The 13,034-nt window shown below is 67.6% G+C and carries 19 protein-coding genes; 8 read left to right on the top strand and 11 right to left on the bottom strand.

Features of this window, described 5'->3' with window-relative positions; all coding sequences use genetic code 11:
- The first annotated feature begins 30 nt into the window (after positions 1–30).
- Positions 31–198, top strand: coding sequence for a hypothetical protein (locus tag H289_RS32785; protein WP_020099309.1), 168 nt, complete (start codon positions 31–33; stop codon positions 196–198).
- Between the two features lie 93 nt (positions 199–291).
- A complete protein-coding gene (locus H289_RS0103210) occupies positions 292–564 on the top strand; it encodes a hypothetical protein (protein WP_020099308.1) in 273 nt (90 codons plus the stop codon).
- Here H289_RS0103210 and H289_RS0103205 read toward each other — a convergent pair.
- Both H289_RS0103205 and H289_RS29580 read right to left on the bottom strand, forming a co-directional pair.
- Entirely contained in the window at positions 558–935 is a 378-nt protein-coding gene (locus tag H289_RS0103205) for a (deoxy)nucleoside triphosphate pyrophosphohydrolase (protein ID WP_020099307.1), read from the bottom strand. The two genes, H289_RS0103210 and H289_RS0103205, sit on opposite strands and share 7 nt — an antisense overlap.
- Before the next feature lie 73 nt (positions 936–1,008).
- Positions 1,009–1,896 carry a hypothetical protein gene (locus H289_RS29580; protein WP_020099306.1) on the bottom strand — a complete coding sequence of 296 codons (888 nt, stop codon included), beginning with the start codon at positions 1,894–1,896 and terminating at the stop codon, positions 1,009–1,011.
- 196 nt (positions 1,897–2,092) lie between these two features.
- Here H289_RS29580 and H289_RS0103195 point away from each other — a divergent pair, with 196 nt between their 5' ends.
- The gene (locus H289_RS0103195) at positions 2,093–2,368 is read left to right on the top strand and encodes a 4a-hydroxytetrahydrobiopterin dehydratase (protein ID WP_020099305.1); all 276 of its coding nucleotides are present in this window, start codon (positions 2,093–2,095) and stop codon (positions 2,366–2,368) included.
- On the opposite strand, the gene H289_RS0103190 is transcribed toward H289_RS0103195, so the two are convergent.
- The gene (locus H289_RS0103190) at positions 2,349–3,497 is read right to left on the bottom strand and encodes a mannosyltransferase (protein ID WP_020099304.1); all 1,149 of its coding nucleotides are present in this window, start codon (positions 3,495–3,497) and stop codon (positions 2,349–2,351) included. The genes H289_RS0103195 and H289_RS0103190 overlap by 20 nt on opposite strands.
- Positions 3,498–3,681: 184 nt before the next feature.
- Here H289_RS0103190 and H289_RS29575 point away from each other — a divergent pair, with 184 nt between their 5' ends.
- A complete protein-coding gene (locus tag H289_RS29575; RefSeq protein ID WP_353583053.1) occupies positions 3,682–4,464 on the top strand; it encodes a hypothetical protein in 783 nt (260 codons plus the stop codon).
- Positions 4,465–4,509: 45 nt separating this feature from the next.
- Positions 4,510–5,526 carry an Rv1157c family protein gene (locus tag H289_RS0103180; protein ID WP_020099302.1) on the top strand — a complete coding sequence of 339 codons (1,017 nt, stop codon included), beginning with the start codon at positions 4,510–4,512 and terminating at the stop codon, positions 5,524–5,526.
- Here the strand turns inward: H289_RS0103180 and H289_RS0103175 are convergent, their stop codons facing one another.
- From H289_RS0103175 to H289_RS32200, 5 genes are all read right to left on the bottom strand, one after another.
- The gene (locus tag H289_RS0103175) at positions 5,527–6,951 is read right to left on the bottom strand and encodes a CYTH and CHAD domain-containing protein (RefSeq protein ID WP_020099301.1); all 1,425 of its coding nucleotides are present in this window, start codon (positions 6,949–6,951) and stop codon (positions 5,527–5,529) included. It lies immediately after the preceding gene.
- 98 nt (positions 6,952–7,049) lie between these two features.
- Positions 7,050–7,790, bottom strand: coding sequence for an SDR family NAD(P)-dependent oxidoreductase (locus H289_RS0103170; protein WP_020099300.1), 741 nt, complete (start codon positions 7,788–7,790; stop codon positions 7,050–7,052).
- A gap of 58 nt (positions 7,791–7,848) precedes the next feature.
- Entirely contained in the window at positions 7,849–8,211 is a 363-nt protein-coding gene (locus H289_RS0103165; protein ID WP_029104734.1) for a nuclear transport factor 2 family protein, read from the bottom strand.
- Between the two features lie 32 nt (positions 8,212–8,243).
- A complete protein-coding gene (locus tag H289_RS0103160; RefSeq protein WP_196809973.1) occupies positions 8,244–8,672 on the bottom strand; it encodes a MarR family winged helix-turn-helix transcriptional regulator in 429 nt (142 codons plus the stop codon).
- A 172-nt stretch (positions 8,673–8,844) separates the two neighbouring features.
- Positions 8,845–8,994: a DUF1059 domain-containing protein gene (locus H289_RS32200; RefSeq protein ID WP_064859942.1), complete on the bottom strand. Its 150-nt coding sequence runs from the start codon at positions 8,992–8,994 to the stop codon at positions 8,845–8,847.
- 33 nt (positions 8,995–9,027) lie between these two features.
- On the opposite strand from H289_RS32200, the gene H289_RS0103150 reads away from it, so the two are divergent.
- Complete coding sequence (locus tag H289_RS0103150) at positions 9,028–9,690, top strand: nitroreductase family protein (RefSeq protein ID WP_029104732.1); 663 nt, start codon at positions 9,028–9,030, stop codon at positions 9,688–9,690.
- 13 nt (positions 9,691–9,703) lie between these two features.
- Here the strand turns inward: H289_RS0103150 and H289_RS0103145 are convergent, their stop codons facing one another.
- Positions 9,704–10,282, bottom strand: coding sequence for an HhH-GPD-type base excision DNA repair protein (locus H289_RS0103145; protein WP_020099295.1), 579 nt, complete (start codon positions 10,280–10,282; stop codon positions 9,704–9,706).
- 120 nt (positions 10,283–10,402) lie between these two features.
- Here H289_RS0103145 and H289_RS0103140 point away from each other — a divergent pair, with 120 nt between their 5' ends.
- On the top strand, positions 10,403–10,699 hold the full coding sequence (locus H289_RS0103140; RefSeq protein ID WP_020099294.1) for a hypothetical protein: 297 nt from the start codon (positions 10,403–10,405) through the stop codon (positions 10,697–10,699).
- A gap of 6 nt (positions 10,700–10,705) precedes the next feature.
- Here H289_RS0103140 and H289_RS0103135 read toward each other — a convergent pair whose 3' ends face one another.
- Together H289_RS0103135 and H289_RS0103130 are read right to left on the bottom strand one after the other, a co-directional pair.
- Positions 10,706–11,593, bottom strand: coding sequence for a dihydrodipicolinate synthase family protein (locus tag H289_RS0103135; protein WP_020099293.1), 888 nt, complete (start codon positions 11,591–11,593; stop codon positions 10,706–10,708).
- 23 nt (positions 11,594–11,616) lie between these two features.
- Positions 11,617–12,402 (bottom strand): aldolase, encoded by a 786-nt coding sequence (locus tag H289_RS0103130; RefSeq protein ID WP_020099292.1) that lies wholly within the window; start codon positions 12,400–12,402, stop codon positions 11,617–11,619.
- Between the two features lie 100 nt (positions 12,403–12,502).
- On the opposite strand from H289_RS0103130, the gene H289_RS0103125 reads away from it, so the two are divergent.
- On the top strand, positions 12,503–13,033 hold the full coding sequence (locus H289_RS0103125; protein ID WP_029104731.1) for a helix-turn-helix domain-containing protein: 531 nt from the start codon (positions 12,503–12,505) through the stop codon (positions 13,031–13,033).
- Position 13,034: the final 1 nt, after the last annotated feature.

The raw sequence follows: 13,034 nt of genomic DNA, 5'->3' as shown, positions 1-13,034 counted from the left end.
CCGCGAACGGCCTGGCAAAACTGCTAATCGATGAAGGCCAGCAAGCTCGCCGGGGCTAAACCGAAGAAGAAGTGCTGCCGCAGCAAGCCCCGGTGCAAGCGGTGTCCGCTGGTGTTGCACAAGGTCCAGAAGGCGGCGCACCACGGGGTTCACGGCAAGGATCTCGAGAAGGTTTACAAGCGCGCCCGCAAGGCTTGAGATATAGGTATTGACCTGCCTCGATGCCGGTTTCGCGAGTACCGTGGAAACGTCTCGTCAGTTCGGGGAAACCAGCGCGAGGAGGTCGCCGTCATGACCATCTACGAAGTGTTGACCGGAGTCATCGGGTTCGTGCTGGCGCTCGGCGCAACAGCCGCGATATTCGCCGGATTGGCCAATTGGGCGGGCGGATTCTTCGTGGTGAGGTGTGCTGCGTGTCACCATTTGGCGTTCTCCACGGTGAACAAGCCGAAGACCGACTGCCCGCATTGCAAGTACCCCGCGCTGCTGCACCCGCTGTACACCGCGCAGCACGGCACGGCGATGGCGTCGACGCGCGTCGTCGGCGACAAGCTGCACTACTGAGTCAGCGCGTCCTTCAGCTCCGCGAGCCAGGCGCGGTCCGCCGGCACCCAGGGCAGGTCTTCCAGGTCGGCTGCGCCCACCCAGCGCACGGCGTGGTGATCGTGGGCGTGGGGCGCGTCGTCGGTCGACACCCGATACGCCCGCAATGTGACGGTGTCGGACAACGGCACGTCCTCGCCCAGCTTCTCCCCGACGGCCACGGTGACGCCCAGCTCCTCGTGGAGTTCACGGACCAGCGCCTGCGCGTCGGTCTCCCCCGGCGCGACCTTCCCACCCGGCAGCTCCCAGAGGCCGGCAAGTTCCGGCGGCCGATTGCGCTGAGCGACCAGCAGTCTGGCGTCGGCGATGAGGGCTCCGGCGACGACGATCACGGCTCTGAACCTACTTGCCACCCGGCTTGCTACGTCGAATGTGTGGACTACCGCGCCAACCATCCGCGTGTCGTCACCACCTAGCGCCACGTTCGGCGCCGCGATTCAGCGGAAGTCGACGGCGCGCGATTCGAACCGCATCGTTGACGCGCCACGCCACCATCCGTGGGTCGCGCATCATTGCTGCGGTCACCCACACATTGCGCCACCCGATTCGTTCCAGGTTCTCCGTGTACTCGAACTGCCACGATCGTCGTTCCAAGGTCCAGTCGAGATCCTCATCGCACTGGACGACCACCTGCCACTGTCGCCATCCCATGTGAGCTCGGGTGAACACCGGCCCGAGCTCGTCACCCACCAGAATTTGGGTTTCCAGGGGCGGCAGATTTGCTTTCGCCAACAGCGTGCGGACGCGCGACTGAAGCGCAGTCTCGGCGCCGCCGTCGGCAAGACCGACCGTGCCTCCCAGCCGTCGGACGCCACGCAGGCCGGGATGGGCAGCCGCAATATCCCAGACCTCCGATGTCTCCAACACCGTCGATCGGATCAGTGCATCGAGAATCGGAACCGCTTCCGGCGCCGGCAACAGCCGGCCTAGATCGAAGGCAGTACGCGCCGGTGTCGTGACAAGCATGCCGCGTACCGTGCAAACTTCTTGCGGCGCAAGGTCATACGAATGGACGACCATGCCCGATGGGCAGTGTCGATCGTTGCGCACGACGACGGCAGGAAGGTCTGGGTCAAGCCATTCGGCGCGATGCACCGCCGCCGCGGAGACACCGGCCAGGACCACGTCGGGTCCGACTGCCAGCCACGCGGCCCGCGCCTTGAGCGCAGCGGTCATCACCGTGTCGTTGGCGACATACACATCGCGAAACACCGGACGGAAGTAGTTGCGGAGTCGATGTTCGGTGAGCACGCCGGCGCGCAGCGCATCCGATCCGCGGAAAGGCTCGTCCATACCGCCACTTTGGAAGTCGGCACCGACAGAAATGCCGACGCGAACGCGGTTATCCACAGGCAGATCGACAGACAGGTGTGGGCTGCCGGTCCGGCCGCACGTCGAGTGTGACGGCTACCGAGATGACGCGCCGAGGTCCACCACCGGTAGCCCGCACTCTCGGCGTAGGGGCGTGGGCCGGAGTACGTTCGAAACCATGGCCGTCCTCACCGATGAACAAGTAGACGCCGCACTGCCCGAAGGTTGGGAACGCGCCGACGGCGCACTACACAGGTCCGTGAAGTTCCCGGCGTTCCTCGACGGCATCGATGCCGTCCGCCGGGTGGCGATCCACGCGGAAGCCAAGGACCATCATCCGGACATCGACATCCGTTGGCGGACAGTGACTTTCACGCTGGTCACGCATTCCGAAGGTGGCATCACCGACAAGGACGTGGAGATGGCCACGGACATCAACGGACTCGTCGTCTAGGCCTGATTCGTAGGGCCATCCACGCCAGCGTCACCACCGTCATCACCGGGTAGATCAGCCCCGCCCACGCCAGGTACCACGGACGGCTGATCACCCAGATCGTCGGCTGCGCGAAACTCAGCAGCCACGGCACGCCGACGAGCAGCAGCACCAGCCAGGTCCAGCGCAAGACCCGCGCGGAAGCGAGCGCCGCGAACGGCCCGTGCCACAGCCACATCATCAGCGGGATCAGCCACACCCAGTGGTGGGTCCACGAGATCGGCGAGAACAGCAGCCCGAACAACTGCACGACGAGCAGCGCGCCCAGTCGGTCGGGCCGGTCGGGACCGTAGACGGCGCGCCAGGCGAACACCGCCAGCACGGCCGTCAGCACCACCGCGATCAGCACCGCGGGCTCGAAACCGGCGTCGTGGCCGACGATTCGTGAGATCGCGCCGCGCCAGGACTGGTTGAACGACGTCGCGACGGGACCGATCCGGTTGGCGTCGCCGAGCAGGTCGGTGAAGTAGTAGAGCGCCTGACCACGCAGCACCAGCCACGACACCAGCACAGTGCCGGCGAAGGTGACGGCCGCGAACACCGCAGCACCCCACCGGCGGACGCCCAGGAAATAGAGCCCCGTCACCGCGGGTGTCAGCTTCACCCCGGCGGCCAGACCGACCAGCAGACCGGACCACCACCAGCGGGTGCTGTAGACCGCGTAGAGAGCGCCCAGTACGAGGATGACGTTGATCTGCCCGTAGTCGAACGTGCTGCGCAGCGGCTCGGTCCAGATGCCGACGGCCGTCCACGCCATGGCCAGCCGATGCGCGGGATCGGCAGAACCGATGAGCCGCAAGCTGATCCACACCACGCCGTAGAGCGCGCCGATGATGCCGACCTGCCAGCAGAACGCCAGCAAACCGAACGGCACGAAGTGCAGCGGATAGAACAGCACCGCCGCGAACGGCGGATAGGTGAACGGCAGCGGGAAGTCGGGCGTCTGGTCGGCGTAGACGTAGTCGTACAGCGGGTGGCCACTGCCGAGAGTCGCCGCGCCGCCGACGTACACGTGGAGGTCGACGAAGTTGGCTCCGTTGGGCACCAGGTAGGTCCAGGCGAAGCGCGCAGCGACGCTGAGCGCCAGCATCAGCGGCGCCCAGCGGAGAACTGATCGCGTGGCGGTGTTTATCGCATGACTGTAACGGTCGGTCACCCTTCGCCTTCCGATCAGTAACGGATCTATAAATGCCACACGTGTCACTTGAGTAACACCAGTAACTGAATAGCTTCGGTGATGACGCGCCACGACTTGGACCGGGAGGACCCCCAAAATGCGCACACGCACCACTGGAAAATTGTTGGCCACCAGCATGATTGCCGCCGCCGGAGCAGTGCCGGTGGCGATCGCGCTGAGCGCGGTCGCCGCCGCCGACCCGGCCCCCGCGGCCCCGGCCCCCGTCGTGCCCGGCACGCCGCTGGTCAACGAACTCGCCCAGGCTCCGGTCCAGGCGCTGTCGGGTGTCACCCAGGCCCTGACCTCGGGCGCGCCGGCCGCCGCACCGGCCGCTCCCGCCGCCACCGCGTCGGTGACCCTGCCCCAGAACCTGGTCCCCGGCGCCACCGCACCGGCGGCCGCTGCCCCGGCTGCCGCTGCTGCGCCGGCTCCGGCCCAGGGCCTGATCCCGTCGGCCAACATCAACCTGCCGCAGATTCCGGGCTCGCCCGTGCCGCTGCCGAAGCAGGTCGCCTTCCCCGGTGACCTGACCTCGCTGCTGCCGGCCGGTACCCCGCTGGCGAACCTGCTGCCGCAGCCCGCTGCTGCCGCCGCGCCGGCTGCGACCGCCGCAACCGCTGCGACCTCGCCGCTGACTGCACCGCTCGCCGCCGCGACCGCACCGTTGGCCGCACCGCTGGCTGCCGCTGCTCCGGCCGCTGCCGCACCGCTGGCCGCCGCCACGGCTCCGCTCGCCGCTCCGGCTGCGGCGTCGCCGCTGGCCACCGCACCCGCCGCTGTGGCAGCTGCCGCGCCGGCAGCACAGGCCATCCCGGGCGTCGTGCCGGGACTCATGAGCCTGACCAGCCTCGCGCCGGTCATCACCTCCGGCTTGCCGTGATCCGCGCCGTAACCAGATAACCGATACGAAACCGGGGAGAGAGTCATGCAATCGAGGAAGCTGTTCGTCGCACTCGGCGCGTCCGTCGCACTCACGATCAGCGCGGCCACCGTCGCGCACGCTGATCCAGCGTCGCCACTGCCGTTGCCGCTGCCCATCGATGGCCTTCAGGCTCCTGGCCTGCCGGCCATGCAGACTCTCGCCCCGGTGATCCAGCAGGCCGCCGCTGACCCGGCGGGTGCCGCGGAGCTGCTCATGGCAGCAGCCCGGGCGTTCGCCGGGAACAAGGCGGCACCGTCGGATTCGAAGAATCTGGCCAACGCCGTGAACCAGTTCGCCGCCGACCCGGCCGCGAACCACGTGCCGGCTCCCGGCGCGGTGCCGGGCGCCGAGGCCCACCTGCCCGCGGGCGTCGACCCGGTGCACGCCGTCGGCCCGGTGGCCGAGGCCGCACCGGCACCGGCCCCCGAAGCCGCACCCGCACCTGCGCCCGCCGCAGCCCCTGCTCCGGCGCCCGCTCCGGCACCCGCGCCGGCTCCGGCTCCGGCCCCTGAAGCCGTGCCGGCCGCCGCTCCGGTCACCCAGGCCGCCGCGACGGTCCCGGCTCCCGACGCCGCCCCGGCGCCCGCGCCGGCCGGCGCGTTCGGCCCGGGCACGCCCATCACGCAGGACTTCATGTACCCGTCGATCAGCAACGGCTGCGGCGCCGACGGCGGCAACATCCTGGCGACGGCCATCAGCGTCGCCGGTCCCGCGAAGATTCCGACCCCGGGCCCCGGCCCCGGCCAGACCGCCTACGTGTTCACCGCGGTGGGCACGCCCGGCCCCGCCGCCGAGCAGAAGCTGCCGCTGAACGTCACCTGGGTCAACCTGACCACCGGCAAGTCGGGCAGTGCGACGCTCAAGCCGCAGGCCGACATCAACCCGCAGGGCCCGACGACGCTGACCGCCATCGTCGACACCGGCTCGGGCAGCATCATGTCGACCATCTTCGGTCAGGTGACGACGACCGAGAAGCAGTGCCAGTTCATGCCCACCATTGGTTCGTCGGTGGTGCCGTAATCACAACATCTCTCGCGCCTGCTGTCGGCACGCGTCAGCTATCCGCTGTTCGCGGCCGTACAGCAGGCCGAAGGTGAAGCCGTTCTCGCCGGCCGTCGTGCCACTCGCCAGCGCCAGGCGGCGCAGTATGCCCGAAGCGACCACGGTGTCCTGATGATCACCCAGGATCGACTGAAACTGCTTGTAGTGCTTGACCGTTCGCTTCGTCTGCTTCGAGCCGCCGACGTCCCGACATAGCTCCGCGGCATACCGGGCGCGCTTGGCAGCCTTGCGGGCACGATGCAACAGCGCGGAGTCAAAATCATCGCCACCGAGCGCTGCGACGAGCCGTCGATCGGCTTTCCGCTGGGCCTTACGCGCCCGCTTGACGAGTTCGGCGGTGCGCGTCTCGAGATCCACCGGCGGCGCGGTGCGCCATGACCGCAGCACCGTCATCATCGCCCGGTACCGCGGCGAGTCCATGGCCTCGGTGACGCGCACACGGGCGGGCAACTCGATCGCTTGCAGGTCGTTGCGAATGCGCGCCCGGACCGGACCCAGGACCAATTCCTCGGGCAACTCGTCGAGCGCTTCGGCGAATCTGCGCTGTTGCACCTGACAGTCGCGGACCTCGCCGAGCAGCCCGGCGAACCATCGCAGGTCCTCGTCGAGCTGCTCGACCGAGGTCTGATCCAGCAGCTTGCCGAACACCCGCAGCGTGCTCCGCAGCCGCCGGATCGCCACCCGCGTGTCGTGGATGGGGTCCTGCCCACGCCGTAATTCGATGTCGCCCAACACGATCTGGTCGATCTGGCCGTCGAGGTACCGGAGCAATGCGCGCGCCGCGGGCGACACGTGCTCGACGGACCGGATCTGCGGCAGGACGTGGGCGAGCTTCGACGGAAAGCGCGACGGCCGGGCGCCCGCGGCTTTCAGACGGCGGATGAGGCGCTTCGGAATCGACGGGGTGTGCGGCCCGAGTTCAACCTCGACCTCGCGCCAAGCGAGCAGCCGCTCGTTCGCCGATGCGCGCACCGAGTCGTCGGCAATTTCGGCATAGAGTTCGCCGGATCCGGGCTCGGCCAGCCGGTACCGATCTCGGACGGTGTGGATCGTGGCGATGCTCGCCAGTTGCTTGCCGAGGCTGATGCCACTGAGGAGTTCGGCGGCTGCATCGGGCAGTTTCTCCGTGGACGTCCAGTGCAGTTCGACGCGCCCATCGGCCGCCGGGACCTTCAACTGCCACCCCGTGTCTGCGTCGCCGGAGCGGCGACGCAACTGGACGCGGTGCGCAAGTAGGTCACGGTCGCTGGTGTCGTAGTAGTCGCTGGTGAGGTCGACGGTGTCGTGCTCGATGTCAGCGTCGGCGACGATGCCGCGTAGATCGGGCAACCGAAACCGGTCATCGACGTCCCACTTGCCTTCGCGTTCCAGAACCTCGTGCATACCCAGGGGCATAGCCGCGTACTCGGGCGATCAAACCAGCCGTGGCGTCGGGACGATACCGCGGTCAACCAGCTCACGGCATCGTCCCGATATGGCAGTCAGAGCTGAATCTGGCCACCGTCGACGGCCAATTCGGCACCGGTCATGAAGCTGCTCTGGTCCGAAGCCAGGAACAGCACCGCGGCCGCGATCTCCTCAGGGCGGCCCAACCGCTTCAGCGGTACCTGGGCAGCCAGGCCGTCAAGCAGACCCTGCTTCTGCTCGGCCGGCGCCAAGCCGGTCAGTCCAGGCGTTTCGATCGGGCCAGGGACGACGGTGTTGACCCGGATGTTGCGATCGGCGAGCTCGGCCGCCCACGTGCGACCAAGCGACCGGATGGCAGCTTTGGATGCGGCGTAGAGCCCGAACGCCGGAACACCTTCAGACGCGGCGGTGGAGCCGGCGAGGATGATCGACGCGCCGTCATTGAGCAGCGGCAGCGTCTTCTGCACCGTGAACACCGTGCCGGCCACGTTGCGGTCGAAGTTGTCGCGGTAGTGCTGCGGTGTCACATCGGCGAGGGTCGCGAAGTCGCCGCCGCCGGCATTTGCGAAGACGACGTCGAGCCCCGCGCCGTGCTCGGCGATCGCGGCGGCCAGGACGTCGAGTTCCTCAGGCTTGCTGATGTCGCTCTGGACACCGTGCGCACCGATGGCTGCAGCGGCCTCGTCGAGCCGCGCGCGGTCACGTCCCGTGATGAAGACGTACGCGCCCTCGTCCGCGAGGCGCTTTGCGGTCGCCAGGCCGATGCCCGACGTTCCTCCGGTGACCAGTGCCGTCTTGCCGTCGAGCTGTCCCATGATCGTTGTCCTCACTGTTGTGTGCTGTACGGCAGTCACAACATAGGTGATCTATCACCTATTCCACGGCATCCAGCACGGTCCACAGCCGAACGATACGCTCGTCGACGATCTCTGCGACGTCGAAACCCGATGCCACCGTGACACCGTCCGGCGCGCGAACCTCCCACGCCAGGAAACCCAGACCGCGTGTCTGGCGCACCGGGCCGGCCTTCACGAAGTGCAAGCCGGTCAGCTTTTCCTGCAGCTCAGCTGCCTTGGCATTCAACTGCTCGTGGCCGACGGTGATGCCGTCGTCATCGATCCACGTGACGTCGTCCGAGTAGGTCTCCGCGATCGCGGCGGCACGGAGCTGTGGATCGCGTTCATCGAACACGGCGAGCAGATTGGCTTCCATCAAACGGGCGATAACTTCGCTCATGAGGCTCCTTATAGGTGATTTATCACCTAATCTTAGCCCGGTGCGGGCGGGAGCGAGCTGTTGTGATCGAGGTTGACGTGAATGTGCTCCAGCGCCGCGGTGAACGGTCCGAGCAGGTTCTCCGGCAGCGGATCGAAGAACAGACTCCGCACCAGGTCGACGTGTGCGGGCGCGGCCTCGGCGATCGCCCGCCGCCCGCTGGCGGTGAGCACGACATTGGTCGTGCGGCCGTCCTCGGTGCTCGGGCGGCGCTCGGTCAAGCCGCGTTCTTCCATGCGCCGCAATTGATGCGAGAGCCGGCTGCGTTCCCAGCCGATCTGCGCGGCCAGGTCACTGACGCGCAGGCCGCCGCCGTTGTCGCCGCTGAGCGCGACCAGCACGTCGTAGTCGGCGAGCGAGAGCCCCGAGTCGGCTTGCAGCTGCCGGTTCATCTCGTAGTTCATCCGAAGCTGTACCCGCATGTAGGCGACCCAGGCCCGCTGTTGCTTCGGCGTCAGCCAGCCCCGCTCGGGAGTCGGCTCCCCTGCCTTTCTCGGCGTCACGGTCGCCAGTATGACGGCCGGACACGACCCGACTACACAGCAGCGAGCGTGGCTACCCCCCAACGGCAGCCACGCTCGCTTTTTGGGTGGCTCAGTAAGCCATAAATAGGATCATCTCGCGGTCGTACTCGCGACCGGGGTGCTGCTCGGCGAGGTGGGCCTGGGCCTTCTCGACCAGATCGTCCTCGTCGCTGCCGGAAATCGCCTCGCCGCAGGGGCAATTCAAGTGTGTCTTAGCCATGCACATCACCATCCCATACGCATGATGGTCGGTATGGAGATTTACGACGTCATGCGCACGACCGGGGCTGTCCGCAAGTTCAGCGGCGAGCCCCTGCCCGACGAGGTGCTCGAGCGCATCCTCGACAACGCGCGCTTCGCCCCGAGTGGCGGCAACCGTCAGGGCGCGCGGGTGATCGCGGTGCGTGACGTCGAAACCCGCAAGAAGCTGGGCGAGCTGTCCAAGCCCGGCGCCCGGCAGTACATCGCGCAGATCGCTGCCGGCGAAGGCCCCTGGAACCCGTTGCAGCCCTGCGGTGTTGACCCCGCGGTCGTCGAGGCCACGCCGGTCCCCGACGGCATGGTCACCGGGACGCTGCTGGGCGCCGAGGTCGTGCTCGTCGTGTGCCTGGATCTCGGTGTGGCGGCGGCGTTCGATCAGCACCTGGATCGCATCGGCGTCATCAGCGGCGCGTCGATCTACCCGTTCGTCTGGGGCATCCTGCTGGCCGCGCGCAACGAGGGCTACGGCGGCGTGCTGACGACCATGGTGGTCGCGCAGGAGCCCAAGGTGCGCGACCTCCTCGGCATCCCCGACAACTACGCCGTCGCATGCATGCTGCCGCTGGGCAAGCCGGTCAAGCAGGTGACGAAGCTGACCCGGCGTCCGGTTTCGGAGTTCGCCACCCGCGAGCGGTTCGATGGTCCGCCGCTCTGATCGCGTCGAGCGCTCAGGCCTTGGCGGCCTTCGCCGCTGCCTTCATCTGCTTCTTGTAGGCACGAACCTGATCCAGTGAGCCCTTGTCGACGACGTCGGCGACGGACATGTGCGTGCCCTGCTTCCCGTAGTCGCCGGCCGCGGCGCGCCAGCCCTCGGGCGTGACGCCGTACTGCTTGCCGAGCAGCGCCAGGAAGATCTTGGCCTTCTGCTCGCCAAAGCCGGGCAGCGCCTTGAGCCGGCGCAGCACCTCTTTACCGTCGGCGTCACCGGTGGTCCACAGGGCCGCGGCGTTACCGTCGTACTCGTCGACGATCACCTGCGACAGGGCCTGCACGCGCTTGGCCATGGAGCCCGGAAAGCGGTGCACCGCAGGGGTTTGCGCGAACAGCTCGGCGAACTTGTCAGGGTTGTACTCGGCGATCTCGCGGGCGTCGAGCGAGCCCATCCGGTCCTCGAGCTTCTTCGGTCCGGCGAACGCGACTTCCATCGGAATCTGCTGATCCAAGAGCATCCCGACCAGCAGTGCGAACGGGTTGGACTCCAGCAGTGCGTCGGCGGACGGCTCCTGAACCAGCTGCAGCTTCGACATCACGTCAGTCTAGGACTCTGGTGAGCGCACCCCGATTACGACGGTTCGTAGTTTCTGCGTCGGCGCGATATGCGAACGTGTAAGCCGATACCCGGTGGACATGCCTGTAGGGGGACGGACATGAGACGTACAGTCGCGGCATTTTTCGCGGCGGTGGCTGCCGCAGTGGCGCTGGCCGGCGCGGCCAGCGCCATACCCGACCAGGGCACGCCGGAATTCGACCAGTACCTGCAGGGCCTGGAGCGCAACGGCTACAACCTGAACCCCGACACCGCCTGGCGCGTGGCGCACCAGGCGTGCATCGGCGGCATCCCCGGCTACATCAATCTCGAACTGGCCGCACAGGGCGTCATCGGGCCCGGCGCGCAGCAGCGCGTGATGGACGTGGCCCGCAAGTACGCCTGCCCGGTTCAGTAACCGTACTCACGCGCTGGCCAGCAGGCCTTTGAGTTCGGCGCGGCCGTCCTCGTCGAGCGGCAACAGCGGCGGACGCGGATCACCGGCATTGCGCCCCAGCAGATCCAGCCCGGCTTTGACGGTCGTCGGCAGACCACCGGCGACGATGAAGCGCAGCAGCGGCGCGAGTTCGTCGTAGATCTCCTGGGCACGCACCCGATCACCGCTGCGCACCGCGTCGTACAGCTCGACGCAGGGCCGCGGGCGCAGATTCGGTGCGGCCGTGCACCATCCGGACGCACCGGCGAGTAGCGCGTCGAGCACCAATGGATTGCTTCCGTTGTAGAACGGCAGCGCCCCGCCGGAGAGCTCCTTGATGCGCAGCATCCGGGTCAGGTCGCCCGTCGATTCCTTGACCATGCGCACGTTGTCGATGTCGTTGAACATCCGCACCAGCAGTTCCGGCGCCATGTCGATGCCACTGGTGGCGGGGTTGTTGTAGACCATGATCGGCAGGTCGACGGCGGCCGAAATGCTGGCGTAGTGCTGGAAAATCTCGCGCTCGTTCAGCTTCCAGTACGAGATCGGCAGCACCATCACCGCGTCGGCATCGGCCTGCTGCGCGTACCGCGCGCGCCGAATGGTGTTGGCAGTGGTCAGGTCTGAGGCCCCGACGATGACAGGGACGCGGCCGGCGACGGTGGCGACCGTGGTGTCGACGACGGCGTCGAACTCGTCCTCGGTGAGGTACGCCGATTCGCCGGTGCTGCCCAGCGGAGCGATGGCGTGCGCGCCGGTGCTGACGAGTTGCTCGACGACGGCGGCCAGCGTCTCGGTGTCGACGGCGCCACCGTCGGCGGTGAATGGGGTGATCGGGTAGGCGATGATGCCGTGAATCGTGGGTGTCTCAGTCATGGGTGTCTGCTTTCTACTGTTGGTCAGTGGTCGAGGGCGTCGGGGTGGCGCACCAGGGCACGGCGCGCGTAGTAGGCGAAGTTGGCGACGCTGCGTTTGGGCGTCAGCGTCCAGTCATGGGCCTCGCGGGCCAGCCGGTCGGGCAGCGGGGCGATGGTGCCGGCAGCCATGGCGGCCAGCTGGAGCTTGGCGCCGCGTTCGATGAGCATGGCCAGTGAGCAGGCTTCCTCGACGCTGGCGCCGGCGACGACCTGACCGTGGTGGGCCAGCAGGATCGCCTTCTTGTCCCCCAGCGCACCGGAGATGATCTCGCCTTCCTCGTTGCCGACGGGCACGCCCGGCCAGTCCGCCAGGAAGGCGCAGTCGTCGTACAGCGGCGCGATGTCCATCTGCGACACGACCAGGGGCACTTCGAGCATCGAGAGCGCCGCGACGTGGAACGGGTGCGTGTGCACGATGCAGTTCACATCTGGCCGGGCGCGGTAGATCCAGGAGTGAAAACGGTTGGCAGGGTTCGCCATTCCACCGCCGTCGAGGACATTGAGGTCTTCGTCGACGAGCAGCAGGTTACCCGCGGTGATCTCGTCGAAGCCCAGCCCGAGCCGCTGCGTGTAGTACGTGCCGGGCTCCTCGGCGCGGGCGGTGATCTGCCCGGCCAGGCCCGAATCGTGGCCGGCATCGAACAGCGCCCGGCAGGTCAGCGCCAGCTTCTCGCGGACGGTCAGTTCGGACTCCGCGATATGGCGGTTCAGCCCGTCTTCGGCGCGCTGCATCAGTTCGCTCTTGGAGTCGTGCATGGTGTCGGTCATCGGAACCTCCCTCAGCCTCGGTGCGTGGCCGCACCTTGATGACACATTGCCGACCATAGGACACAAAGTGTCATGCAGTCAATGCGGTATCCTCAGTGCCGTGAGTGGCTTGTTGCGTGCGGTGCGCCAGCAACGCGGAATGACGCTGGAGGAGCTGGCAGCCGGTACCGGGCTGACCAAGAGCTACCTGTCCAAGGTCGAGCGCGGCCAGAGCGTGCCGTCCATCGCCGCCGCGCTGAAAATCTCACGCACGCTCGATGTCGATGTGGCGCAACTGTTTTCCGACGATCCGGAAGTCACCACCTTCGCCGTTGAACGCGCCGCCGACCGTGGCACCGCCCGCAATCAGGCGATCGCCGCGGGCATGCTCGGGAAGGCCATGTCGCCGTTCGTCGTGCGCCCGGGCCGCCAGTTCGCCGCCCATGCCCATCCGACGCATCCCGGTCAGGAGTTCGTGTTCGTGCACTCCGGGACCGTCGAACTCAACTACGACGGCCGCCTCGTCGAGCTGTCCACAGGTGACTGCGCCTACTTCGACGCGGCCACGCAGCACAAGCTCCGCCAGGTCGGCGACGAGACCGCCGAGGTGATCGTCGTGACGTCTCCCGCACCACCGCGCACCGTCCGATGAG

Origin of the sequence: Mycobacterium sp. 360MFTsu5.1 (genome assembly GCF_000383495.1) — a bacterium.
Taxonomy (GTDB): Bacteria; Actinomycetota; Actinomycetes; order Mycobacteriales; family Mycobacteriaceae; genus Mycobacterium; species Mycobacterium mucogenicum_B.
The sequence above is the reverse complement of the archived record's forward strand: the minus strand, read 5'-3'. Positions and strand labels throughout refer to the sequence as shown.

Bases quoted from the DNA above. Each gene is read 5' to 3' on its own strand.
- H289_RS0103160 (WP_196809973.1), bottom strand. From the start codon at position 8,672: ATGCGGGTACAGCTTCGGATGAACTACGAGATGAACCGGCAGCTGCAA.
- H289_RS0103170 (WP_020099300.1), bottom strand. From the start codon at position 7,790: ATGGGACAGCTCGACGGCAAGACGGCACTGGTCACCGGAGGAACGTCG.
- H289_RS0103195 (WP_020099305.1), top strand. From the start codon at position 2,093: ATGGCCGTCCTCACCGATGAACAAGTAGACGCCGCACTGCCCGAAGGT.
- H289_RS0103145 (WP_020099295.1), bottom strand. From the start codon at position 10,282: ATGTCGAAGCTGCAGCTGGTTCAGGAGCCGTCCGCCGACGCACTGCTG.
- H289_RS0103135 (WP_020099293.1), bottom strand. From the start codon at position 11,593: ATGACTGAGACACCCACGATTCACGGCATCATCGCCTACCCGATCACC.
- H289_RS29580 (WP_020099306.1), bottom strand. From the start codon at position 1,896: ATGGACGAGCCTTTCCGCGGATCGGATGCGCTGCGCGCCGGCGTGCTC.
- H289_RS0103210 (WP_020099308.1), top strand. From the start codon at position 292: ATGACCATCTACGAAGTGTTGACCGGAGTCATCGGGTTCGTGCTGGCG.
- H289_RS32785 (WP_020099309.1), top strand. From the start codon at position 31: ATGAAGGCCAGCAAGCTCGCCGGGGCTAAACCGAAGAAGAAGTGCTGC.
- H289_RS0103150 (WP_029104732.1), top strand. From the start codon at position 9,028: ATGGAGATTTACGACGTCATGCGCACGACCGGGGCTGTCCGCAAGTTC.
- H289_RS29575 (WP_353583053.1), top strand. From the start codon at position 3,682: ATGCGCACACGCACCACTGGAAAATTGTTGGCCACCAGCATGATTGCC.
- H289_RS0103175 (WP_020099301.1), bottom strand. From the start codon at position 6,951: ATGCACGAGGTTCTGGAACGCGAAGGCAAGTGGGACGTCGATGACCGG.
- H289_RS0103130 (WP_020099292.1), bottom strand. From the start codon at position 12,402: ATGACCGACACCATGCACGACTCCAAGAGCGAACTGATGCAGCGCGCC.
- H289_RS0103190 (WP_020099304.1), bottom strand. From the start codon at position 3,497: ATGCTGGCGCTCAGCGTCGCTGCGCGCTTCGCCTGGACCTACCTGGTG.
- H289_RS32200 (WP_064859942.1), bottom strand. From the start codon at position 8,994: ATGGCTAAGACACACTTGAATTGCCCCTGCGGCGAGGCGATTTCCGGC.
- H289_RS0103165 (WP_029104734.1), bottom strand. From the start codon at position 8,211: ATGAGCGAAGTTATCGCCCGTTTGATGGAAGCCAATCTGCTCGCCGTG.
- H289_RS0103140 (WP_020099294.1), top strand. From the start codon at position 10,403: ATGAGACGTACAGTCGCGGCATTTTTCGCGGCGGTGGCTGCCGCAGTG.
- H289_RS0103180 (WP_020099302.1), top strand. From the start codon at position 4,510: ATGCAATCGAGGAAGCTGTTCGTCGCACTCGGCGCGTCCGTCGCACTC.